Genomic DNA, 22,814 nt, shown 5'->3' with positions numbered 1-22,814 from the left:
ATGGCGTTAGATAAACTTTCATTGGATGAGATGGTTCAAGGCCGAAGCAGCAATACCGATGAATGGAAAGAACTGGTTAGAGATCCAGAGCGTGAACGAATCTGGAGCGATGCGGTTAAGCGTAGAGAAAACTTAGATCGGTTCTGTTATTTTGCCGCAAAGTGGCCACAGTATGTTTGCCATTACCAGCAAGCAAAGCGCTTTGTTAAACAGGCTATCAATTCACCAACAGTATCTCTGATGAGTGAAGAGGATCTATTAGGTGATTTAGCCTTATCATTAAATGATATGGACGAGGTAAAGGAACCACTTTTGATCACCGTCGAGTGGGGAAATCAGCAGCTAATTGAAATTCAAGGTGAGCAAACAGTGTCGTTCAACACTGAATCACAGGTTCAAATACACTATAGATACGAGGACTTAGAAGGCTGGATAACTTCTGATGATAAGTGGGAGTTTTCACCTGATGAAGGAGCTGTAATGCTCACATTTATACATGGTGATGTGATAAATGATGATCTAGCAGATAGTTTAAATAAAGCAAAATCAATAGGTTACATTGTTCTGTTGCCTTTATTGAAATAAAAAGCGAAAAAAATCATTTTTCTATGCGTATAGACGTACCAACACAAAAAAAGGTACGTCTAAATGCAAAATATCGTATTCAAATACCAACCACGCAGTCCTGAGCTGACCAGCTCTAACTCTGACTGTATTTGTCTTGTTGACAAAAAAATCTGGCGCGATCTGCCAAACTCTACTCGTCAAAAAACACTGAGTGTAGTGAACTCAATTGCTGACGGTACGCCATTTACTGTGCTTGGCGGCAAAAACATTAAATCTAATCCATCCCTGATTCGATTCAGAATCGGGCGCAGCTTTCGCTTAATCCTATCTAAAGGGAACAAACGACTTACTTTCAAGCTTTGTCGACGACAAGGCTATGAGCAACAGTTTAAGCATTTTTAATAGTGTTATTAATTGGTTATGAGAGTACGAAGCTTGAAAAAGTGAGTTTTATAGCTTTGTGGTTGTCGCATAGTTAGGACTATGGATTTAGTTATGAGTAAGAATAAAAAATGCCTGCTAGTTACGTTTGATTACACCCAAAAAGGTAAAAGTGCGACTAGTTTTGCAGCAGGGGTGCTTCTATCCGAGTGCAGGCAGCACAAGGATTACGGTCAGAAGTTTACTGCTGAGCACCTGTCAATTGATATGAATAAAAATAAGGTACTTAACCTGTCAGCAGGGGAGATAGCAAACAGAATCAATGGGCAACATAAGCTGGAAGAGATTGATGGGTTAGCTTTAGGTTGTTATGTATGGAACACCGAGCTAATTGAGCCCTTGATAACGCAACTTAAGGATAAAGGCTTTAAGGGAAACATTATTCTTGGGGGATACCAGGTTCATGAGTCGAGCTGTGAAGCACTTTATCCTGGTGGCGATATCTACTTGCCAAGCTATGCAGAAGCCACTTTGCCTGAAGCGTTTATGCAGGACAAATTGATCCGCAAACTTATTTTAAACAACAAGTTTGAGTTTGCGTCACGTCATTCACCATATTTAAGTGGTTTGATTGAGCTTGATGAATACCAGGCAATGGCGCACTGGGAAACGCAACGTGGTTGTTATTATGCGTGTTCATTTTGTGCTCACCGTGATGTGGCTGGCAATAAAGTACATGATTTCTCGATGGAGATCATAAAGAAGGAGCTGGACTTATTCAAAGCGAAAAAAGTTAAGCGAATTAATGTGTTAGACCCGATCTTTCGAAAAGGACGCAGATCATACGAGATATTGGAATACGCGATTGGTATTGGATTAGAAGCAGAACTCGTATTTCAAGTGCGTTTTGAGGACATTAATGAGCGCTTGTTAGCGTTGTTTTCAAAGCTAAATACTCATCTTGAGTTTGGTTTACAGACTGCCATCAAGTCGGAATCTATAGTAATCAATCGACGCAACAATATTGAGAAAGTATCTTCGGCCATCTCCATGCTTCAGGATAAGAACATGTCTTTTGAGGTCAGTCTAATTTATGGGTTACCGACGCAAACGATCGAAAGTTTTTTCGAGAGCGTTGATTTTCTTAAGCGTAGAGGAGTCTCAGATGTAAAGGCATTTCCGTTGATGTTGTTAGAAGGCACGCAATTGGCCGCTGATAAAGAGGTATTCGGTATCAAGGAAGGTCATATCGACGACTCGGGGATTCCACATGTTATCGAAAGCGACAGTTTCACAAAAGATGAGTGGAAGGCAATGAGAGATTTAGCCATGAAACTAACAAGCCTAGAGGAGTCAGCATGTTTATCGTAATCGAAGGTCTTGATGGAAGTGGCAAATCGACAGTGTCAAAGCACTTAGCAGAAAAGTTAAATGCGAAGTTATTAACGACACCAGGAGCGGGTTTTAAAGAAGTACGAAAACAACTGGATACGGTGTTCGAACATAATCCCAAAGCGAGGCAGTTGTTCTATATGGCTACCGTACTCAACGTAGCAAGTGAAGCTCAACGTTTCATAGATTCAGGCCATAACGTTGTGGTAGACCGCTATTGGTTGTCGACGCAAGTGTATCATCACTGGATGAGCAATGGACAATGCTACACACTTGATGAGGTCGAAAGTGAACTCCTCGCACCAGATCTCACAGTCTACCTTGATTTGCCTGTGGATGAACGCATTGCAAGAATTAACAACAGAAACTACTGTACGCGTGAAGACAAGCAGACACTGACAGAACAGGCAAATGATGGATTACGCAGTCTTTATATCGGTACGTGTGATGGGAAACCCGTAGGTAAGTGGCTCATGGTCGATGCTTCGCAGAGCGTGAATAGTATCGTCGACAACATATTGAGCAGTGTGTGTAAAAATCTGTAGCTTGGTGAAAATCGGGCGCATGTTTTGCCCGATTTTCCCTCACTGTTTTCTGTTACACAAGACTGTTTTTATAGGCTAGAGCCCTCGCGTCGAGTGAAACTGTTACCTTCTTGGGCTCGCTTTGATAACCATTCTTCGGCCAGATATACCCTAATGACGTCATTAACACTCTGAAGAGTTTAGTTGCTGCCCAGCGCGTACAAATTTCTTTGTGTTCAATATCTGGTAACAAGTGTTTAAATATCTCCCAATGGTCGTAAATCTTTGTGGCAATGCTATGAACTTGAGAGCGAGTTAGTACAAGTGTGTCATTTGTACCTTGGTAGTCAGGATTCTGCAAAATCTGTGACTTAATAAATTTCGCTGGTTCAACAAGGTAGTTGCTTTGATTAACCGCATTGGGATTCCAAATTTGTTTGTATAATGGCTTGTTCCAAAATGTCTCATCAAACAGAATGTCTTGCTTGGAGATCTTCTCTAATTGATAGTCGCGTATAATCTCGAACTTTTTGAGCATGGCCAGCTCTTCAAAACCGACTTGGTTGCTCATGATCAGCCTGTCTGCCTCGGCTCTTGTTATGATGCGTGCGGCCAAAATAGCCTTAATTCGTGCTTTAAGATCCCTAGCCTTTAGTAAGTTGAATTTAAATAGACCTTCTTCAAGTTCTTCTTTACTCGATTGCTGTACTTGGACATTCAAACCAAGCCGCTGTAGATTCCACATCATGCTAAGGGGTTGATTTGCATTGAATAGTTTTTTCTTCTCTTCAAACTCACTACGAAGGGTGTCGCGGTCGGAGTCAGTGTCACAAGGAAGGGTCGGGACATAATTGAAATGTTCATTTTGAGTCAAGTAAAACGTAATGTTTTGACTTGCACGGAAACGCCTTGAGAAATTGACCAATTCATCAATCCCCAACACTAGGTCACTGACTACATTAACATTGTCCGTATATTTAGCTTCACATGAGTAGCCAGAAGCTAGGCACGGTGATGCCATAATCATGTTGTACTTGGTGCACTCATCTGATGGTGATGTCAGAAAACTGGATTGAGCATCCATGTTTTTATTGCTGCCAGTGAGTACTAAAACCTTGTTCTTTAATGCAACTTTTTCACAAGCTTGCCCACTCTTATCAGTCAACCCCATGTCTATCATTGTCATGCGCATTGATTTTAAAGAGTCGAAAAGGATGACATTTTCACCTTTGAGCTTGTTAGATGTGTTGCTAAAAGCGGCAAACTTATTTGCGATAGTGACGTTGATGTTGGCGTATGGGTTTTGCATTGCACGGATGACTTGGATACCTTTACGATGCTTACGCAACCATCGTAAGGTGGTATCTGTAACATCCGCATCTGCGACAACGACCTTAGGGACTTTATTGATAGCTAGAGTCATTACGTCAAATACTTCTTCACGCATTGTGTCGTTATGGCCACAGACGTTTGCCATGACTTTTTCAAATTCATCAATGATCAGTACGTCACAGTTGAGGATGGCAGAAGCTAGATGATCTTTATAGATACTGTTAACGACAACACCCAGTGACGTTGCGTTTTCGATCTCAAATAATGAGGAGTTTTTGTAATTTTCTGCTCCAACAGATTCACACAACTGTTTTACTAGAGGAATGAGGTACGAGAGATAGACCACCTTTTTGTTTTCATTGGCCGACCTTATCAGCGGCTGCAATCCGTGTTTTGTTTTCCCTGAGCCAGTCTGGCCTAGCAATACCGTTGTATCATTTTGATTGTCTTCAATGAGGTAGCTGACATTGTCGAATGACTCAACGTCAACTATTTGGTCAAATTCAGTCACTTTCGTCGCATCACTAAGCATCGACTCATAATTGGCTTTTGTTTTCTTTAAGGCTTTGAGTAGCTTCTGGTAGCTATTCGAACCAGCATCTACGTAGTGAGATAGGCAAGATTCTGAAGTCTCGAAATGGAGTGGAATTTTCTGAATCAGACTCTTAGATATGGAGTTTGCGAGCTGAGTACTTTCGAAAAGTTTGTAGCCTTCTAGTAGTGTTTGGACGGTGCTGAGCCTGTCAAAATGAATTCCAGTTGCCAAATCAAATATAGGCAAACGACCTTCTTCGGCGTTCTGTGCGAGCACTTTTTCTGAAAGGTCAGGGTGCTTCGTAGAATCGATTACTATTTCAACGTCACGAATATTGGCTTGTTGGTAAGACTTTGCTATCTCAAAAATATTGTTATTTCCATACATCGGCGCAACGATCCTTCGGTCAGAACTCTCATAATTAATACCATTAGAGATGAGAATTGAGATTTTATTCTTTCGAAGGTTTTTGATTCCGATGTGTTCGCTAGTTGTTGATTTATTTAGAATTTTCATAGTGTAATTTCTTATTATTGTGATTTTTGGGTAAAGCTTGTCTGACGCCAGATACACGATGACTCAGTATCTGAACGCTAGATCAAATGGATTGAATGTTTATTGAACTAGGTCTGCTATGTAAGCAGAGCTGTGCCACTCAAGCTGTTGAACCAGTTTGAGGGCATTGCATTGTGTAGAAGCAAGTCATCTCCATACCAGCCAAGCCAAAACTTCGTTTTGAAATAGTCGATGTTGCTGGGTAGATGACGCTGGCAACCAGCAGCTAGCCAAGCTTTCGACTTGACGATTATTTGCTCCAGAAGAGGGGAGCATTCTCTGGTTGCGCGGGTAGGGTAGATCCTAAAATCGATTAAAATTCGGTGAGCTATCGAGACTCTGTTAAGGTTTCGCATGATTACATTTCATTTATTTGAGTAAATCATAATCACCTGAAATATGACCGTCAATTTATAATTACTTATAAAATCAAAAGATTAGAAAATTATTTTTGGATTCAGTGTGTAATCAATCATTTATCTGATGAATTTTTTTGGGTTGAGGCTATCAAAGTTAGAACGATAAGTTTCAGTACTTCACGCGAGAAAATTAGTAGTTTGCAAAGTGCGGTTCGGGGTTTAGAAACTGGTAGGCGGAAAGACCTCAATCAAACTTTTTCTACACCAAAGATCTGATAGCTGCCCGTAGGTCGTTTCAGTTTGAGTGTTTTCCTAAATGAGCCACTTTCTCTATTTATATATAAATACAGAAAAGTGGCTATACCAAAGCTGCGCTTTGAAGAGAGTCGACTAGTTCATGAGCGCAGCTCATGGTGTTGCTTCTTTGAAGTTTTTACGGGATTTATGGCTTTAAACTTGGGTAAGAAACGGTAAAAATCTACAGGCTACGGGGGTAGCCTTCACCAAAACTTTTGGTACAGGGAATTTCTGTATCGGTAGCACATGGCGCGTCACAAAGGATTTCTATACCAACCGTCTCTCTCATCTTTGGCTCGAATTGAGCCAGAACAGTTTCTGACTCACGTTCTTTAACCGCAAACTAAATTAAACACTAGGACATTTGAGCTGCGTCTTTTGGTGCCTCTCCAAAATGACGTTTAAATTCACGACTAAACTGTGCAGCGCTAGAGTAGCCAACCAAGTGAGCGGTTTCATTGACTCGTTTTCCTTCAAAACAGATTAGCTCTCGCGCCTTATCTAAGCGAACTTTCTTAATGTATTGAACAGGAGTTTCGAGAGTGACATCTTTGAAAGCGGAATGAAAAGATGAAATGCTCATTCCTGCCGATACTGCAAGCTCGCTAACATTTAATGGCTCTGCATAGTTGGTATGAATGTGCTGCAATATCGTGGAGATTCGAGCATATTTACCCTCCTGATCCGCAAGAGTAAACAGTGTATCTCCTCCTTTACTTAACAAAGCAAAGAAGATCACTTCTTCTAATAATACCTCGCCTAATACTTCTGCTTCTAAGTCATCACAGAGTGCCTCCATTAAGCGAGAGCAGGCTCTTCTTAATTGTTCATCAATAGGCTCGCGACGAATCGTCAGTTTTGAGTTTGATGGTTCGACAGGTAAAGACTCATTATGATTTTTTATCTTTGTCACTTGCTTTTGTAAGATATGAATCGGTATTTCGATGCCCATTCCTAACAGCGGCTCGTCACTGTTAGGGTAAGCTTCGCATTCTACAGGCATCGGCACGCCCATTACTAAACAGTCCCCAGCACCATAAGGGATACGTTCACCACCTGCATAGAGTGCTTTGTTTCCCTGTCCTAAAATGATCAATCCTGATTTATACATGGTGGGTTTGCGCAGGTGACCTTTTTCACTTCGATAGAAGCGAACGTTGGCTATCTTTGTTGGGTAGTCGCCTTCAAAGTCGTGTAGTTCTTTTAGGTCGACATAACGTTGCATTAATGTTTTTAAAGACATATTTTTGCCTCAATCAATAACTTTGTAGAAATAGTCATGTTATTTGGATTAATTAGCCTGTGAATGGTGCCTGCCTAGGACTATTATGCATGTGTCGCGAGTGATTGACACTCAGAAATACAAAATCCAATGAGGTAAACATGAATTTCTCATACTTAAACTCAACAAAAATTTTCTTCGGTCAAGGCCAAATCAGCAGTATCACAGAGACCATCGACAAGTCGAAAAAGGTGTTAGTGATCTACGGTGGTGGTTCAATTAAGAAGAACGGTGTTTACCAACAGGTAGAAAAAGCACTTGTTGATCACAATTGGCTTGAGTTCTCAGGTGTTGAGGCGAACCCAACGAAAGAAACGATGGATAAAGCTGTCGCGACCATCAAAGAAGAAAAAGTTGATTTCATTCTTGCTGTTGGCGGTGGCTCTGTAATCGATGGTTCAAAGTACGCAGCAGCGGCAGCCCATTACGATGGTGATGGTTGGGATATCCTAACTGGCGATTACAAACCAGAAGTTGCGACACCAATCGGTGTGATCCTAACGATTCCAGCGACAGGCTCAGAATCGAACGTGAATGCTGTTGTGACTAAGCAAGAAACTCAACAGAAACTTCCGTTTGCAGCAGAGTGTGTTCAGCCTCAATTTGCTGTAATGGATCCAGATGTAATGAAGACGCTACCAGAGAAACAACTGGTAAACGGTATCGTTGATGCGTGGGTTCACGTATGTGAGCAGTATATTACTAAATCTGCGGGTGCGTTAGTTCAAGATGGTTACTCAGAAGCCTTGCTTCGCGCTCTAAAAACACTGGGCGATGACTATGCACAGCGTGACAACGACCTATGGCGTGCAAACCTAATGTGGACAGCGAACCAAGCGTTAAATGGTTTGATTTCTGTTGGTGTTGAGCAAGACTGGGCGACACACATGATTGGTCATGAGCTAACAGCGCTATGGCACGTTGACCACGCACGTTCATTAGCGATTGTTCAACCATCTCTACTTCGCAATCAAATTGAATTTAAACGAGCGAAACTAGAGCAAATGGGGCGCAGTGTTTTTGCTCTTGAAGCTGGTGATGATCTAGCCGAACGCACTATTGATGCAATCGAAGCGTTCTACAACAGTCTAAACGTTTGTACAAAGTTGACTGAACATGACGGCGACAAAGCAGCAGCAATTGATGCGGTTATCAAAAAGTTGGAAGTCCACGGCTTAACGGCTCTTACAGAAAACCAAAGTGTAACGCCAGTGGAAGCTCGCCAAATCTTGGAAAACGCAGTAGCGTAACGAATCAACTAAGAGACACAGGTTGTGTCTCTTTTTTATACCTCAAACAAAGCATACTTCAGATAGTCCTACTTGAAGGCCCAAAAGTCGAGCTCCAAGATACAAGTATTGAGATTTGCTCTGTAGTGCCAGATGTTTATCAGACAAGATTTAATGGTTGTGCTGAAGATCTTATAGCTACATGGTTTGATTCTGAAATGACAGCATTACCAATAGTCACAATGGAAATTGTTGACAGACTAATTGTGAATCAGCTTTGGGGGAAACCTTTAGACGCAGGTTGATTAAAACAAATTAGATAAATGAGCTAGTTTAGTGCTGGCCCATTTTTCTGTATTTTGCTTTAACACAATAATCCTACTTCATAACAAACGCCCAGTTTTTGGAACCTCTAACATCTCGGATTTTGAATTTGGACTATATCGACTTATAAGCATTCATCTTCGTCCCAATCCCAGTCAATTTGTGAAATATCACTAGAGACTTTGTGTACATACAATCCGATCAAAGTAACAATAGAAAGGACTAAAACTATAAAAGTTAAAAGCATATCCCACCCTCAGAGTTTGTATATGATGTAACTACTAGGCTTACCATGGCAATTGAGTACCATCGTAGACAAAAAATGAACCTGTATGTTTAAGTCTTAAGTTCTCAATAACACTAAGCATACCTTTAACACTCTCTTCTGCTGTTATCTTGCCTTCGTCTCCGCCCATATCGGTTTGTACCCAACCTGGATGAATTGCCAGAGTCTTCACTCCCACTTCGGATAGCTCACAAGCCAAAGATTTAATGATTTGGTTGAGGGCGGCCTTTGATGCGCGGTAACTGTATCGACCACCAGAGCGGTTATCATCGATGCTAGCGAGTATTGAAGTCATCCCAATGATGGTTTTATCTTCGCCAGCAAGAATGTTATTAAGCAAAGCCTGCGTGATTAACATGGGCGCAATGGTGTTGACCTTCAATACATCTATCCACTCCATTTGCCCCATGTTACCAAGGCTTTCACATTCATCTCCACCTACACCTGCGTTATGAATGAGTACATCAATAGTGGTATCTGCAAATTTTTCTGTCAAAGCGATGATATGAGACTCATTGCTAACATCTAATGTGTGAATACGAATTTTTGGATAAGTTTGTACTAAGAGAGAAAGCTCTAGGGCTGTGTTAATGTCACGACAGCAGGCAATTACATACCATCCACGTTGAGCGTATTGCTTAACTAGCTCAAGACCTAAGCCTCGATTGGCTCCAGTGATAAAAACCGTTTTCATTGTGTGATGCCTAAATTGGAACTAAATAATAAGTTGGCCAATGTCGAGTCTTGACCAACCTGTAACTATTGTTGTAATGCTTATTTCACAAGTACACTTGCGTGAGCCCTTTGACTTTCTGCTCGTATATCTAGGCGTCCACTCATTCGAGTAAGAGCGAGCGCAACAAGCACTATCAAGGCGCCAATCCAAGGGGTATGCATTAAGCCCACTTCTGACACAATCATACCGCCACCCCAAGAGCCAAGCGCAATTCCTACGTTAAACGCCGCAATGTTGAGACCAGATGCAACATCTACCGCATCGGGAGTGAATTTTTCAGCCAGTCTCACCACATAAACTTGCAAGCCAGGAACATTACCGAATGCAAAGGCCCCCCAAACTAAAATGGTGACGACTGCGGCGATAGGGTTAACGGCCGTAAAGTTAAATACAACTAATACTGTGGCGAGTCCCGCAAAAATAATCGTCAGCGCTTTAATTGGCCCCATCTTATCGGCCATTTTTCCGCCCCAAATATTACCAATCGCCACTGATACGCCGTATACCAGCATAATTAGGCTGATAGCGCTGGCGCTGAATCCTGTTTCCTCTTGCAAAATGGGAGCAAGGAAAGTGAAAGCGGTAAATGTACCACCGTAACCGAGTGCTGTGATTGCATACACCAGTAGTAACCTTGGCTGCGTTAACACTTTTAGCTGCGATGACAGTTTTGTTGCGGCTGGCTGTTTCAGGTTGCTTGGCACTAAGAAAGCACTACCAATCAACGCAATCAGTCCTAATAACGCAACAATCAGAAAGGTAGATTGCCAACCAAAGGTTTGACCGATGTAAGTTCCGAGCGGAACACCTGTTACTAATGCCACTGTTAAACCTGTGAACATAATCGCAATCGCACTTGCGGCTTTTTCTTTAGGTACCAGACCTGTCGCAATCGTCGAGCCGATAGAGAAAAACACACCATGGGCTAAACCAGTCAAAATGCGAGCAATGATAAGGGTGTTGTAACCAGGTGCTTGCCATGCCAATAAGTTGCCAATCACAAACAGTGACATAACCGTAATGAGTACGTGCTTACGGTTCCACTTTCCCGTTAGCGCGGTTAAAACAGGTGCGCCAATCGCAACACCGAGTGCATAAAGGCTCACTAGTAGTCCAGCGGATGGTAGTGAGACGTTTAGGTCAGAAGCCATGGTCGGGAGCAACCCCACGATCACAAACTCCGTCGTTCCGATAGCAAAGGCGCTGAGCGTCAATGCGAGAAGTGCTAATGGCATATCATTTACTCTCTTTTGTTAGGTGCTAGTACACAGCAGCGAATGTGTTTATCTATGTTTTGCTGTATTGTGTTTTGATGAAGGGATTTTGAGCGAAAATGTAATTGCAAAAAATAGGTTGTTTAACAAATGATATTTGTTATAAATGCAACAATTAAGGCGAAGCTGTTAAATGAATGGTAGGCAAGTATGCGGACGAAATCGGACGATTTAGAAATTCTACTTACTGTCGTTGATGCTGGTGGATTTACTGCGGCAGCAGAGAATCTAGATATACAAGTTGCACGAGTATCACGAGCGGTGAGTAAGGTAGAAAGCCAACTTGGCGTGACGATATTAAACCGAACCACAAGACGGATTGAATTAACCGATGAGGGGCGGCAATTTGTTGAGTCGGTTCGAATTGGGCTTATGCAGTTACAGCAAGCGGAAGATGAAATCATATCCCGTGGTGAACTCCCCAAAGGCCGACTACGTGTTGATGCTGCTAGTCCGTTTGTGTTTCACCAGTTAGTCCCACTCGTTCAGCCATTTAATCAAGCCTATCCTGATATTGAGTTGGAATTGACTTCTAATGAAGGCTTTGTTGATTTACTAGAAAAGAAAACCGATATCGCTATTCGTATCGGTGCATTAAATGATTCAACCCTACATGCTAGGCCTCTTGGACGAAGTTTACTTTATATTGTTGCTTCACCTGATTATTTAACAAAGTGTGGCTTTCCGAGTAAGAGTGGTGATTTGGAACATCACGATACTATCGGATTTTCAACACCCAAAACACTCAATGAGTGGCCTCTGAAAGGATTTTCAGGGCTGACACCAACGCTGACTTCGAGTAACGGTGAAACGGTGAGGCAGCTCGCGTTGATGGGGAATGGAATCGCCTGTCTATCAGGGTTTATGGTGAAAAAAGATATTGCTGAAGGGAGGTTAATTCCGTTGCTAGAAGGTGAAAAGATCAGTCATTCTGGCAGAGAGCAAATTAATGCCGTTTACTATAAGTCCTCTTCTGTTGCCAAGAGGATTTCTGCTTTTATCGATTTTATTCAGCCGAAGCTGGAGCTGTAAATCGTTCAATGCGAGGTAAATTCTTACCTCGCTTAGGTTATTTCTTCTGGCTCCTTGAACAGAACAGATGTCTGTTAAAGTCGATGATACATCGACATCCAACAAGATCATTGCTCAAGCACGTTTAGATTATTGCGTTTTTAACAAATATTATTTGTCTTTGTTGCTATCAATGTAATGCGATGAGTTTGTTAATATCCCTCTCAAGAAATAAGAGGGCTTATTATGTCTAAATCACTTTTTCAACCTATCCAATTGGGAGCATTGACTCTCCAAAACCGCATCGTCATGCCACCGATGACTCGCTCCAGAGCAAGTCAACCAGGGGATGTCGCTAATGAAATGATGGCGACGTATTATGCGCAACGAGCAAGTGCGGGTTTGATTGTCTCTGAAGGTACACAAATTTCACCGAGTGCGAAAGGCTATGCGTGGACGCCTGGTATTTATACACCTGAGCAGATTGAAGGCTGGCGTAAAGTAACTCAAGCTGTCCATGCTGAAAATGGTGCGATTTTCGCACAGCTCTGGCATGTGGGTAGAGTCACTCACCCAGATAACATCGGTGGCGAGCAACCGATGTCTTCATCAGCGTTAAAAGCTCAAAACGTTAAAGTATTCGTTGATAATGGCAGCGATGAACCTGGCTTTGTCGACGTCGTGCAGCCTAAAGCGATGACAAAATCGGATATTCAACAAGTCATCGCAGAATATCGTCAAGCGGCATTGAATGCCATTGAGGCGGGTTTTGATGGTATTGAATTGCATGCGGCGAATGGTTATTTGATTAACCAATTTATTGACTCCGAAGCCAATACCCGTACCGATGAGTACGGTGGTAGTTTAGAAAATCGTCTTCGTTTTCTTGATGAAGTAGTTGCAGCATTGGTGGACTCGATTGGCGCTGAACGTGTTGGGGTGCGCCTGGCTCCTTTGACAACCTTAAATGGTACCGTAGATGCGAACCCTATCGAAACTTATACCGCTGCCGCTGCGTTACTGAATAAGCACGGTATCGTTTATCTGCATATCGCTGAAGTAGATTGGGATGATGCCCCTGACACGCCAGTTTCTTTTAAACGTGCTTTACGAGAGGCTTACCAAGGCATTTTGATTTACGCAGGTCGTTATAATGCAGAAAAAGCTGAACACGCTATCAATGAAGGGCTGGCTGATATGATCGGTTTTGGTCGACCTTTTGTGGCTAATCCTGACCTCCCTGAGCGTTTACTTCATGGCTACCCGATCGAAGAGCACGATCCAAACACCTTGTTTGGTGGTGCAGAAAAAGGCCTTATCGATTATCCAATTTACAAAGCTTAGGAAAAATTATGTTTAACGTTTTTAATCAAAAAAAGCTCGATACGAATAACCGTATCGCAATGGCGCCAATGACTCGTTCACGCACGTCGCAACCTGGAGATGTACCAAACGAGATGATGGCGACTTACTATCGTCAGCGTGCCACTGCTGGTTTGATTGTTACTGAAGGAGCGCCGATTTCTGCCGTTGGTCGAGGCTATTCTATGACACCTGGCATTTACACCAAAGAACACATCGAAGGATGGAAAAAAGTGACTCAGGCTGTCCATGAGGAAGGGGGTAAGGTCTTTATTCAACTTTGGCATGTTGGGCGTCGTAGTCATTCTGACATTTCAGGAGAGCAGCCTTTGGCACCTTCTGCAATTAAAGTGCCTGATCAAGTATTTGGCCCATTACCAGAGGGTGGTTTTGGAATGATCGAAACAGAAGCACCACGAGAAATGACGCAGCAAGATATCGAGAATACGATTGCTGATTTTGTCCAAGCGGCTAAAAATGCTGTCGAAGCGGGTTTTGATGGGGTAGAAGTCCATGCTGCGCACGGCTATTTGCTAGATACATTCATGCGTTTAGAGAGTAATCAACGTCAAGACCAGTATGGTGGATCTCAAGAGAATAGAATGCGATTTTTGCTGGAAACCCTACAAGCGCTCTCAAATGAAATTGGTAGCGAAAAAGTAGCCGTGCGTGTTTCTCCACACGTTATTGAAGGTTTTGTGGATGAAGATCCTGAAATTGTTGATATCACGCTAAAAGCACTTGAAAAAATGACACCTATGAACTTGGCTTATGTTCACTTTTCTGAGCGAATCTCACGTTATGTTGACGTCCCTGAAGAATTTCGAAAGCAAGTTCGAGAAGTGTATCCAAACCCTATCATGATTGCGGGAAAATTAACCAAGCAATCTGCACAACAGTTATTAGATAAGCAGTATGCTGATTTCGTTGCCTTTGGCACGCCTTTTGTGACGAACCCAGATTTAGTCGCCCGATTTGCCCATGATTTGCCATTGGCTGAGTTTGATGCCGATGCTAGGTTAACCTTGTATGGTGGCGGAGAAGAGGGCTACATCGATTATCCTACTTATCAGGCCTAATAAAACCAGGCACCAAGGACGACAACTCTTTGGTGCCTTACCTTTTCATGAAGCGAGCAGAATAAAGATGGAACAATATCAAGTTTGGCAACATCAAACCGAAACACACAGCCTTGATTTAGGTAAGGCTGAAATGCCAACTTTGGATGACAACGAGATCTTAGTACAAAACAAAGCGATTGGTATTAACCCTGTTGACTGGAAATTTATTAAAGCCAACCCTCTAAATTGGCCGAATGGTCATGTTCCTGGTGTTGATGGGGCAGGCCTTATCGTACAAGTAGGATCTAAAGTTGATACAGCTCTAATTGGACGTCGAGTGGCATATCATGCCTCATTAAAACATCATGGTAGCTTTGCCGAATATACTGTACTGAGTGCTGAACGTGTGATGATATTGCCTGAGAGGCTATCGTTTGAACTTGCAGCAGCATTACCTTGCCCGATGCTTACTGCGTGGCAAGCATTTGAAAAAATTCCGTCCACTCGTCAAAGAGAAGTACTTGTGGTTGGTTTCGGCGCGGTAAATAATTTACTTTCTCAGTTTCTTGTTAACGCTGGCTATGATGTTGATGTTGTTTCGGCGAGTCTTAGTGATGAGCGTGCTGCTAAGCTAGGTATTCGCCAAGTTTATCGAGATCAATCTCTGATTGATGCCAAGTACTTTGCTATTTTTGACGCTGTCAGTGGGGAAAATGCGGCTTCTTTAGTGTCCCTGTTACGAGCGAATGGACACATTACCTGCATTCAAGATCGTATACCTAAGCCTATTGATCCTCCATTTACTCGCACTATTTCCTATCATGAAATAGCTCTTGGAGCATTACATGATTTTGGTGATAAAGAAGATTGGTATGCATTGATGCAAAGCGGTGAAGCGTTACTTGAGCGTGTGGTGAATGGTAGCGTCGAAGTTAGTAATCCTGTCACTTTTGCGTTCGAGAATATGCTTGATGCATTGGAGCACAGTGAATTTACAAAGTTAAAGACCGTCATTACATTGAGTTAAAACACGCTATTCATACTATTGCAGAGAGTCATATAACTGACTCCCTGCGCTTTGTTGTACTAATAACCAACGACAACTAAACCGCTTCTCTAGGACATTGCCACAGCGTAATCATTGACCTGTAAGTTGTATGAGCACTATCGAACTTATTGATTGGGTGATGTGTTCTAAATCGACTGGCAATGCTCTGGCGGTGATGGAATAGCCCTCAACAAAGGGAATAAACACCGATATTGCTCTTTCGACACTGACATCGTCTTTTGCAAGTGGCTTGAAAATCTTGTTTAAAGACGATGCCATTGATTGATAATAAGCTAAAAGATACGCGTCTATTGCTTCATTTCGTGTCGATATGGCCCAATACTCACGGAAGATACGGCACATATCTGAAACCTGATATACATGCGATAGCTGAGCAGAAATGAAATTTTTTAGCTCACTTGCATCGCTTAATTCTGGCTGCTCTGCCAACTCATCTAAACATTGCTGAAAGTAGCGGTCTGCCATCGCTCTAAGTAATTCATCTTTGTTTTTGAAGTAATACTGCACATTGCTTAATGACATCTCTGCCAGTGTCGCAACCTTACGCATACTTACCCCAAAATCTCCCTCTTGTCTCAATACCTCGATTGAAACATCTAAAATCTTCTCAATCTTGGCGCTCTTTTTACTCATCTTATACTGCCTGTTTTATAAGAAATAACTACGCCTTGTAGCTCTCCTAAAAATCAATGTTGACATTTTAGGTAGCTTGACCTAAGTTTGCAACAACTAGGTCGTGTGACCTAAAAGCAAAAGGAGACATGTCGATGATAGAAGTACTACGCACACCAGAATCTCGATTCGAAAACTTAAAAGATTATTCGTTTAAACCAAACTATGTTGAAGGACTAAAAGGCTATGAGGGCATTCGTGGTCACTACCTAGATGAAGGCGACTCTGATTCAGAAGAAACGTTTTTGCTACTGCACGGTGAGCCAACGTGGAGCTATCTATACCGTAAAATGATACCTGTGTTTGCCGATACTGGCGCTCGTGTTATCGCTCCAGATCTACTTGGTTTTGGTAAATCGGATAAACCAGTTTCGGAAGATACACACTCATTTACCTTTCACCGTAACTATCTTCTAACATTGATTGAGCACCTAGACCTGCAAAACATCACTCTAGTAGTACAAGATTGGGGCGGTCTGCTTGGCTTGACGCTTCCTCAAGCGATGAAATCGCGCTTTAAGCGCCTACTGATCATGAATACCGCTTTGCTATTAGAGCCAGCAAAACAAGAAGCCTTCCTAGAGTGGAAAGATGACATCCTAAAACCAGAAGAGCTCGCACTTGATACCTTCATGAAGAAATACGCCCCAACACTGGATGAACAAGAGGCACAAGCTTATGCAGCGCCATTCCCAGATGGAAAGTACCAAGCTGGCGTTCGTAAGATGCCGAAAATGGTCGCAGACCCAGATCAAGCCTGTATAGAAATCTCATCTGATGCGATGTCTTTCTGGGGTGAATGGGGAGGTGAAACCTTCATGGCTGTTGGTATGAAAGATAACATGCTTGGCCCTGCTGTAATGGGGTGGATGCAAACAATAATTAAAGGTTGCCCAGAGCCAATGCCAATTGAAGAAGGTGGTCACTTTGTACAAGAGTTTGGCGATGATATTGCAAAAGCTGCGCTAGCTCACTTTAAGATGTAAATAGGTACTGACAATGAAAATTTTAAACCTCGTGTTTCACCCAAACCTTGATGGTTCGCGTAACAATAAAACTTGGAAATCACAGCTTGATGAGTCTGGGAAAGTGTCCATTAGTCGTGATATGTACAGTGAATACAACGATTTTCAGGTTGATGTCGAGAGAGAGCAGGCACTACTTGAAGCGCATGACCGCATCATTCTGCAGTTCCCGTTTTACTGGTATTCAATGCCGCCGCTGCTTAAAAAATGGTTAGATGACGTGCTGACTTACAATTTCGCTTATGGGCCCGAGGGAGATAAGTTAAAAGGAAAGGATATGCAGTTAGTGGTCTCTGTTGGTGGCCGTGAAAAGTTCTATTCAGGCTTTGATATATTTACCACTGTACCAGACCTACTGCGTCCGTTCCAGTTAACAGCAAATCTAACCCAGATGAATTACCTACAGCCTGAATACATGTTCAATGCAGATGCTGAATCTGAAGAAGTGATTGAAGCATTTGGTAAGCAGTTGGTCGCCAAAATTGATGATCCTAAGCGTTCAGATCCGCGTCAATATTTGTATGACAGTATGAGTGCAGAGCTCAACGAAGTATACGAAGACTTAGGCTTGGCATAAGTGAAAGTGGTCAGTGAATATGGTTGCTCTGGTTGAGGTTTAAAGCTGAATGATTTCGCTTATAAGGTTACCGCGACTTCAACCATTAAGCTTGACGGCGAAGATAAAACTGTCTCTCTTTCAAATAGCTTAAGTGCTGATGTCTTTATTAGTAGCTCATGCTTGCTCTTACCTATAGAACGCTATCCGAACAGGGTCATTCCCTGTCTAGCCCTGTTCGGCTTTTCTAACACAAAGCACTTAATCGTCTTCAGTATGGGACAAAAGCCAAGCAGCGTTCTGAAGTTGTGGTCAATAATGGCTTTCTCATTCAGTGGAGTCACTGAAACGGTTTTGCCCCAAAATCGTTCAGAGCTAATACTCTACACATTTAGGGGGCGTGCGTTTACCCTACTAAAAGTTATTCGATGGAGTTGATAATTGTTCATTCTCGTCATTAGGAGACATCTTGCAGTCTAACTTCCCTTCATGTGGTATAATTTATTGATCATCAGTTGAGTTAATATGAAAGAGACTGCACTATCGAGGGATGAAAGACGACTATGTGTCGCCTAATAAGCGTTAGGTGTTTGATATCAGCATAATGAATTTCCCCATCTTGTCATGAAGTTATAGTCGTAGCATAATCGAAGTATTGGAAGATGTTTCCCGCACACTGTTGACGGCAGGTACCTCGTAGGGCTTCCCTAGCTGGCGCATCAATTCCCTATCAAGTAGGCCAACTCGATAGTAGGTAGCCAAGGCAATTGTTTCGTCGTACGTACGTGACTCGCACGGTAAAAAGAGGTAAATCGACCGAACTCTATCCGTAACTATCACCTTATCTAGTTTACTCTTGCGAGTAGCTAGAGGCCTTTAGCTCTCGCTCTATGATAGGTGATATATCTATGATTGAGCTTACGCTAAAAATTAGACTGACAGTTCCTCAAATTATTGTTCTTACGAGTGCATTAATAAAAGGGCTATCTTATCTAATTTAAACTTATGGGGTGGCGTTCTCGTTACCCCATACCTCCACACCTAACAAAGCGTTTAAGACAGATTCGCAACGCTCGGCATTTTTGGTTTGATTCAGTTTTAGTGTTTACGGCACAATAGTTTAGGTATTGTGGTGGTGTTGCTCACTACTTAACGCGGCGTTATATGCTTCAAGGAAAATGATGAAAAAAATCGCACTTTCAATAGCTTGCTTAATGGCCTCCAATCAGGCTAATGCTGACGTTAGGTTAGACTTTCCCTTCCAGAAAAAGTTTGAAGTGTATGAGATTAGCGGCAATAGTGTTGAGGAAATTGAACACTCTTTTAACTCTAGACCTGACTTTCTAGTAAATGAGGGCTTTGACGGGTACACCGCGTGGAAATATGACTTCCATACGCATGATGATTCTTGCGAAATTCATGAATTTGATCTTGAAGTTACCTATGCACTTCCGAAGTTTGAAATGTCTAGGACTTCAGCTGAATCAGCTGAGGAGTTTCGCCCATATCTTGAGAAGCTCTATCGACATGAGCAGACTCATTGCGCGCTTGTAGTTAAGTCGATACACGAAATGTATCTAGCCTTCAAACTTGGACAGCGTGGAGGGTGTAGTAGCGCAAATGATAGAGTCATTGAGCTTGAAGGTGATTTGGTGGAAATTAATGCCCTGTTTGACGTTTATACATCGCACGGAGAAATTGAATTAGCAGAGTCTCCTTTTGGAGAGGAGCCTTACTTGAAAGTATGCGAAATACCTTTCGCGCCAATGTCACCACGCATATAACAAGAAATTTAAGAGTGATTCACAACGCTTGGCGCTATCACTTTAAGTGAATTTAGTGTTTATGGCACAATTCTTTAGGTAGAGTGGTTAGCGTTGTTCACACCTTAATTTGGCGTTAGGTGCTTGGAGAAAATTATGAACTCAAAGGAAGTCGTCCTAGCTTTTTGGGATGCGATGAAAACAAATGACTTTGCCAAAGCAAGCGAGTGGCTTAGCCCAGACTTTGAGGGTTTCTGGCCGCAGTCTGGTGAACTTATTATTGGCCGAGATAACTTTACGGCTATCAATTCCTATTACCCAGCGAATGGTGTTTGGGAGTTTACAATTCACTCTGTAGTTTGCGACGGTGAAACAGTTGTCACTGATGTATCAATTACAGATAGTGTCCAAAAAGCACGAGCTATAACTTTTCATACAGTTGAAAATGGCTTAATAAGTAAGCAAAAAGAGTTCTGGCCAGACCCAATGGAAGCACAGGCATGGCGGGCAAAATGGGTCAGATTAGTGCAAGATTAAGCTACGCACCTAACAAACAATTTAAGAGTGATTCGGCACGCGTGGCATTTTTACTATGCGTTGGTTTTAGTGGTTAAGGTGGTATGCGGCGGCTTCGGTATTGCGTTGCTCACACCTTAACAGGGCGTTAGCTAACAAGGAGATTTGAGTGTGTCGAGGAAATGTTTTCTTTGTTTCATTCTGATTCTATGGAATAACTTTTCTTATGCCGAAGTTATTTCGTATCCTAACTGTGAGCGAAGTGAAAGTTTAAAAACGCCGATTCAACTCTATTTGTCCGAAAAAGTACTGGTAACTCGAACTAAGGATGCTGTTCACCAAATACTCAACAAATGGGTTAATTATTCGAATGTTGTATTACGCAACTCATGTGTCCCAATCGAGCGTTATTTAAGTAAAGTTGAGTTTCTCGATGATATTGATGAGACTTGGTTTCAATCTTTAAGTGCAGCGAAAGTATTGCTTACTTTAAGCCTTGGCTACGAACCACCTGAATTGAATAGCAGATCTCTACCAAGTTTTGTTGGTGTGGTTTTTGATAGCTATAAAGCTAATTTTGGCGGGTCTAATTGCGGATTATCAAGCGATTCGGGTAACTTTTTCTTCGCTGCTTTAGATTGCGCAGACTTTGTTATGGAGCATGAAATAGGACACTTAAGCGGGGCTCATCATGATCACGAGTCAATTTTATCCTCTCACTCGACTTTAAATGCTTTTGAGCAAACGACTTATCCTCGGATACAGCCTTTTGCTTATGGTTGGCGCTGCGGTAATTACGGGACGGTAATGTCATTTGCACCCCAAAAGATCCCATCTTACTCATCTCCAGAGTTATTTGTGGGTGACGTAGCATGTGGTGACCAACGTTTGGGTGATAATGCGCGTGTTATGAGAACATATGCGCTTCAACATATGCGAAAATTTGATTAGCTAACAAACAGTTTAAGAGGGATTCAGCACGCGTGGCATTTTTACTATGCGTCGCATTGAGTGTTTAAGGTGGTATGCGGAAGCATCGGTATTGCGTTGCTCATACCTTAACAGGGCGTTAGGCGACATGAGATAAACGATAGAGTAGTGATAGTATCTTGGCGTGAATCTTGCTTAAGTTAATAGAAAAGGAGTGGATTAATGAATGGTAAAGCATTTGATAATTGGCAAAAATCGCGAAAGAAAGGATGTTTAAATTGGCTTTTCAGAACCACTTTCGTCACAGCCATTTTGTACATGATTTTTAATGTTATTTTCCTTTATCCATCTTCTGATGCGGTAAGCATTACGATTTTCTTATCGGATAATGCTCTTAATTACTCAATTTACACGATCGGGATGTTTTTCGCATTTTGGGCTATTTGGCTATACAACGAATCTTCGTATGAGAAAGAAGTTAAACGTAGAAATGTCGCCTAACAAACTGTTCAAGAGGGATTCGCAACGCGTGGCATTTTCATTATGCGTTGGTTTTGGTGTTTAAGGTGGTTTGCGGCGGCTTCTGTATTGCGTTGCTCACCCCTTAACAGGGCGTTAGTTGCCAACGAGAAAATCGCAGCTAAAGCAGAATGTTTAGGTCTAATCGTTCGTGTGCTTTGATCGATTCTGCACTTCGAACTTCAGGATCTTGGATTCACAACGCTTGGCAGTTTTGGTTTGAATCGGCTTAAGTGTTTACGGTGCAATGGTTTAGGTTAGGTGGTGGCGTTGTTCACCCCTTAATGCGGCGTTATACGGGGAAATTGAGATTGAAGATCGTTGAAGCTATTTTAGTTAATTCCTTTACTGAGAATGGAACGGGTGGAAACCCTGCGGGTGTTGTGCTTGACGCCGATTATTTGTCGAACGAAGAAAAATTACAAATAGCACAAGTTGTTGGTTATTCGGAAACTGCATTTGTATCTCGGGATAATGAAGCTGATTTTGAGGTGTCCTTTTTTACCGTAACAGGTGAAGTTGATTTCTGTGGACACGCTACATTAGCTGCATTTTCAGCAATGCATCAAGACGGAATCATAAGTGAAGGTAAATACGTTCAAAGGACTAAAGCAGGTTTACTTGTCGTAACCATAGAGACAAGCGGTCTTGTCGTCATGGATCAGAAGCTACCAGAATACGGTGCACAGTTCAGTTATGAACTTATATCGGAGTTAGTCGGGCTAGACTCGAAAGTCCTTGAGTCTACACGGTTGCCGATTGAGGTTGTTTCAACAGGTTTACCCGATATTATTGTCCCAGTTCCATATGGGTTTCTCGATAAAATTCAAGTGAATGAAAATCTAACCATTAATTTCTGTAAAAGGCATGAAGTAATTGGTATTCATGCTTTTGAGCTATGTGAAAAAACAAACATGGTTACAGCAAGCTGTCGTAACTTCGCTCCACTGTTTGGTATTTCCGAGGAATCAGCGACGGGGAGTGCGAGTGGTGCATTAGCGTGTTACCTAACTAAACACCTTCCTAATACACATTCGAATAGTTTTGTTTTCGAACAAGGTCGGGCAATGAAATGTATTTCAAAAATTACCGCGTCTGTAGATTCAAACGAGCAAGGTGTTATTAAGGTTAGGGTTGGTGGTTTCGCTCACAAAATTGGACGGCGGGAAATCTCCGTATAACAAACTATTTAAGAGTGATTCGCAACGCGTGGCATTTTTTACTGTGCGTTGGTTTTACTGTGCGTTGGTTTTAGTG

At 42.2% G+C, this 22,814-nt stretch carries 21 protein-coding genes; 16 read left to right on the top strand and 5 right to left on the bottom strand.

What is annotated here, in order from left to right; translation table 11 throughout:
* The 4 genes from R7P74_RS21375 to R7P74_RS21360 all read left to right on the top strand — a co-directional run bounded on the left by R7P74_RS21375 (nt 1) and on the right by R7P74_RS21360 (nt 2,885).
* The gene (locus R7P74_RS21375; protein ID WP_238952619.1) at nt 1-585 is read left to right on the top strand and encodes a hypothetical protein; all 585 of its coding nucleotides are present in this window, start codon (nt 1-3) and stop codon (nt 583-585) included.
* A 63-nt stretch (nt 586-648) separates the two neighbouring features.
* Nucleotides 649-969 carry a ParE family toxin-like protein gene (locus tag R7P74_RS21370; RefSeq protein ID WP_025589001.1) on the top strand — a complete coding sequence of 107 codons (321 nt, stop codon included), beginning with the start codon at nt 649-651 and terminating at the stop codon, nt 967-969.
* A gap of 81 nt (nt 970-1,050) precedes the next feature.
* Nucleotides 1,051-2,319, top strand: coding sequence for a B12-binding domain-containing radical SAM protein (locus R7P74_RS21365; protein WP_318123174.1), 1,269 nt, complete (start codon nt 1,051-1,053; stop codon nt 2,317-2,319).
* The gene (locus R7P74_RS21360) at nt 2,307-2,885 is read left to right on the top strand and encodes a dTMP kinase (protein ID WP_258458347.1); all 579 of its coding nucleotides are present in this window, start codon (nt 2,307-2,309) and stop codon (nt 2,883-2,885) included. Before R7P74_RS21365 ends, R7P74_RS21360 begins: the two co-directional genes overlap by 13 nt.
* Before the next feature lie 52 nt (nt 2,886-2,937).
* On the opposite strand, the gene R7P74_RS21355 is transcribed toward R7P74_RS21360, so the two are convergent.
* Together R7P74_RS21355 and R7P74_RS21350 are read right to left on the bottom strand one after the other, a co-directional pair.
* Nucleotides 2,938-5,118 carry a DEAD/DEAH box helicase family protein gene (locus tag R7P74_RS21355; RefSeq protein ID WP_238952622.1) on the bottom strand — a complete coding sequence of 727 codons (2,181 nt, stop codon included), beginning with the start codon at nt 5,116-5,118 and terminating at the stop codon, nt 2,938-2,940.
* Between the two features lie 1,179 nt (nt 5,119-6,297).
* Nucleotides 6,298-7,185 (bottom strand): AraC family transcriptional regulator, encoded by an 888-nt coding sequence (locus R7P74_RS21350; protein WP_238952623.1) that lies wholly within the window; start codon nt 7,183-7,185, stop codon nt 6,298-6,300.
* Nucleotides 7,186-7,325: 140 nt separating this feature from the next.
* Between R7P74_RS21350 and R7P74_RS21345 the strand changes: the two genes are divergently transcribed.
* The gene (locus tag R7P74_RS21345) at nt 7,326-8,474 is read left to right on the top strand and encodes an iron-containing alcohol dehydrogenase (RefSeq protein WP_318123171.1); all 1,149 of its coding nucleotides are present in this window, start codon (nt 7,326-7,328) and stop codon (nt 8,472-8,474) included.
* Between the two features lie 590 nt (nt 8,475-9,064).
* Here the strand turns inward: R7P74_RS21345 and R7P74_RS21340 are convergent.
* Together R7P74_RS21340 and R7P74_RS21335 are read right to left on the bottom strand one after the other, a co-directional pair.
* Nucleotides 9,065-9,757 (bottom strand): SDR family oxidoreductase, encoded by a 693-nt coding sequence (locus R7P74_RS21340; protein ID WP_238952625.1) that lies wholly within the window; start codon nt 9,755-9,757, stop codon nt 9,065-9,067.
* 80 nt (nt 9,758-9,837) lie between these two features.
* Nucleotides 9,838-11,034 carry an MFS transporter gene (locus tag R7P74_RS21335; RefSeq protein ID WP_258458345.1) on the bottom strand — a complete coding sequence of 399 codons (1,197 nt, stop codon included), beginning with the start codon at nt 11,032-11,034 and terminating at the stop codon, nt 9,838-9,840.
* Nucleotides 11,035-11,223: 189 nt separating this feature from the next.
* Here R7P74_RS21335 and R7P74_RS21330 point away from each other — a divergent pair, with 189 nt between their 5' ends.
* The 4 genes from R7P74_RS21330 (at nt 11,224) to R7P74_RS21315 (ending at nt 15,534) form a co-directional block, all read left to right on the top strand.
* Nucleotides 11,224-12,105, top strand: a complete 882-nt coding sequence (locus R7P74_RS21330) for a LysR family transcriptional regulator (RefSeq protein WP_258458344.1) — start codon at nt 11,224-11,226, stop codon at nt 12,103-12,105.
* Nucleotides 12,106-12,330: 225 nt separating this feature from the next.
* Complete coding sequence (locus tag R7P74_RS21325) at nt 12,331-13,428, top strand: alkene reductase (protein WP_238952628.1); 1,098 nt, start codon at nt 12,331-12,333, stop codon at nt 13,426-13,428.
* A gap of 8 nt (nt 13,429-13,436) precedes the next feature.
* On the top strand, nt 13,437-14,525 hold the full coding sequence (locus tag R7P74_RS21320) for an alkene reductase (protein WP_238952629.1): 1,089 nt from the start codon (nt 13,437-13,439) through the stop codon (nt 14,523-14,525).
* 67 nt (nt 14,526-14,592) lie between these two features.
* A complete protein-coding gene (locus R7P74_RS21315; RefSeq protein WP_238952630.1) occupies nt 14,593-15,534 on the top strand; it encodes a zinc-binding dehydrogenase in 942 nt (313 codons plus the stop codon).
* Between the two features lie 111 nt (nt 15,535-15,645).
* On the opposite strand, the gene R7P74_RS21310 is transcribed toward R7P74_RS21315, so the two are convergent.
* Nucleotides 15,646-16,209 (bottom strand): TetR/AcrR family transcriptional regulator, encoded by a 564-nt coding sequence (locus tag R7P74_RS21310; RefSeq protein ID WP_238952631.1) that lies wholly within the window; start codon nt 16,207-16,209, stop codon nt 15,646-15,648.
* 134 nt (nt 16,210-16,343) lie between these two features.
* On the opposite strand from R7P74_RS21310, the gene R7P74_RS21305 reads away from it, so the two are divergent.
* From R7P74_RS21305 to R7P74_RS21270, 7 genes are all read left to right on the top strand, one after another.
* Nucleotides 16,344-17,234, top strand: coding sequence for a haloalkane dehalogenase (locus tag R7P74_RS21305; RefSeq protein ID WP_238952632.1), 891 nt, complete (start codon nt 16,344-16,346; stop codon nt 17,232-17,234).
* Between the two features lie 13 nt (nt 17,235-17,247).
* On the top strand, nt 17,248-17,850 hold the full coding sequence (locus R7P74_RS21300; RefSeq protein WP_238952633.1) for an NAD(P)H-dependent oxidoreductase: 603 nt from the start codon (nt 17,248-17,250) through the stop codon (nt 17,848-17,850).
* Nucleotides 17,851-19,007: 1,157 nt separating this feature from the next.
* Complete coding sequence (locus tag R7P74_RS21295; RefSeq protein WP_238939371.1) at nt 19,008-19,613, top strand: DUF922 domain-containing protein; 606 nt, start codon at nt 19,008-19,010, stop codon at nt 19,611-19,613.
* A 135-nt stretch (nt 19,614-19,748) separates the two neighbouring features.
* Nucleotides 19,749-20,129 carry a nuclear transport factor 2 family protein gene (locus R7P74_RS21290; RefSeq protein WP_053397230.1) on the top strand — a complete coding sequence of 127 codons (381 nt, stop codon included), beginning with the start codon at nt 19,749-19,751 and terminating at the stop codon, nt 20,127-20,129.
* Nucleotides 20,130-20,279: 150 nt separating this feature from the next.
* Nucleotides 20,280-21,059, top strand: coding sequence for a hypothetical protein (locus tag R7P74_RS21285; RefSeq protein WP_318123169.1), 780 nt, complete (start codon nt 20,280-20,282; stop codon nt 21,057-21,059).
* 201 nt (nt 21,060-21,260) lie between these two features.
* On the top strand, nt 21,261-21,539 hold the full coding sequence (locus R7P74_RS21280; protein ID WP_169572383.1) for a hypothetical protein: 279 nt from the start codon (nt 21,261-21,263) through the stop codon (nt 21,537-21,539).
* Nucleotides 21,540-21,868: 329 nt separating this feature from the next.
* Nucleotides 21,869-22,738: a PhzF family phenazine biosynthesis protein gene (locus R7P74_RS21270; RefSeq protein WP_318123168.1), complete on the top strand. Its 870-nt coding sequence runs from the start codon at nt 21,869-21,871 to the stop codon at nt 22,736-22,738.
* Nucleotides 22,739-22,814: the final 76 nt, after the last annotated feature.

This window comes from Vibrio sp. 2033, from assembly GCF_033339735.1.
Note: the sequence above shows the minus strand (reverse complement) of the source record. Positions and strands in the feature narration are given on the sequence as shown.

Bases quoted from the DNA above. Each gene is read 5' to 3' on its own strand.
- R7P74_RS21375 (WP_238952619.1), top strand. From the start codon at position 1: ATGGCGTTAGATAAACTTTCATTGGATGAGATGGTTCAAGGCCGAAGC.
- R7P74_RS21300 (WP_238952633.1), top strand. From the start codon at position 17,248: ATGAAAATTTTAAACCTCGTGTTTCACCCAAACCTTGATGGTTCGCGT.
- R7P74_RS21310 (WP_238952631.1), bottom strand. From the start codon at position 16,209: ATGAGTAAAAAGAGCGCCAAGATTGAGAAGATTTTAGATGTTTCAATC.
- R7P74_RS21305 (WP_238952632.1), top strand. From the start codon at position 16,344: ATGATAGAAGTACTACGCACACCAGAATCTCGATTCGAAAACTTAAAA.
- R7P74_RS21360 (WP_258458347.1), top strand. From the start codon at position 2,307: ATGTTTATCGTAATCGAAGGTCTTGATGGAAGTGGCAAATCGACAGTG.
- R7P74_RS21290 (WP_053397230.1), top strand. From the start codon at position 19,749: ATGAACTCAAAGGAAGTCGTCCTAGCTTTTTGGGATGCGATGAAAACA.
- R7P74_RS21320 (WP_238952629.1), top strand. From the start codon at position 13,437: ATGTTTAACGTTTTTAATCAAAAAAAGCTCGATACGAATAACCGTATC.
- R7P74_RS21370 (WP_025589001.1), top strand. From the start codon at position 649: ATGCAAAATATCGTATTCAAATACCAACCACGCAGTCCTGAGCTGACC.
- R7P74_RS21345 (WP_318123171.1), top strand. From the start codon at position 7,326: ATGAATTTCTCATACTTAAACTCAACAAAAATTTTCTTCGGTCAAGGC.
- R7P74_RS21365 (WP_318123174.1), top strand. From the start codon at position 1,051: ATGGATTTAGTTATGAGTAAGAATAAAAAATGCCTGCTAGTTACGTTT.
- R7P74_RS21330 (WP_258458344.1), top strand. From the start codon at position 11,224: ATGCGGACGAAATCGGACGATTTAGAAATTCTACTTACTGTCGTTGAT.
- R7P74_RS21295 (WP_238939371.1), top strand. From the start codon at position 19,008: ATGATGAAAAAAATCGCACTTTCAATAGCTTGCTTAATGGCCTCCAAT.
- R7P74_RS21340 (WP_238952625.1), bottom strand. From the start codon at position 9,757: ATGAAAACGGTTTTTATCACTGGAGCCAATCGAGGCTTAGGTCTTGAG.
- R7P74_RS21280 (WP_169572383.1), top strand. From the start codon at position 21,261: ATGAATGGTAAAGCATTTGATAATTGGCAAAAATCGCGAAAGAAAGGA.
- R7P74_RS21350 (WP_238952623.1), bottom strand. From the start codon at position 7,185: ATGTCTTTAAAAACATTAATGCAACGTTATGTCGACCTAAAAGAACTA.
- R7P74_RS21315 (WP_238952630.1), top strand. From the start codon at position 14,593: ATGGAACAATATCAAGTTTGGCAACATCAAACCGAAACACACAGCCTT.
- R7P74_RS21335 (WP_258458345.1), bottom strand. From the start codon at position 11,034: ATGCCATTAGCACTTCTCGCATTGACGCTCAGCGCCTTTGCTATCGGA.
- R7P74_RS21355 (WP_238952622.1), bottom strand. From the start codon at position 5,118: ATGTATGGAAATAACAATATTTTTGAGATAGCAAAGTCTTACCAACAA.
- R7P74_RS21325 (WP_238952628.1), top strand. From the start codon at position 12,331: ATGTCTAAATCACTTTTTCAACCTATCCAATTGGGAGCATTGACTCTC.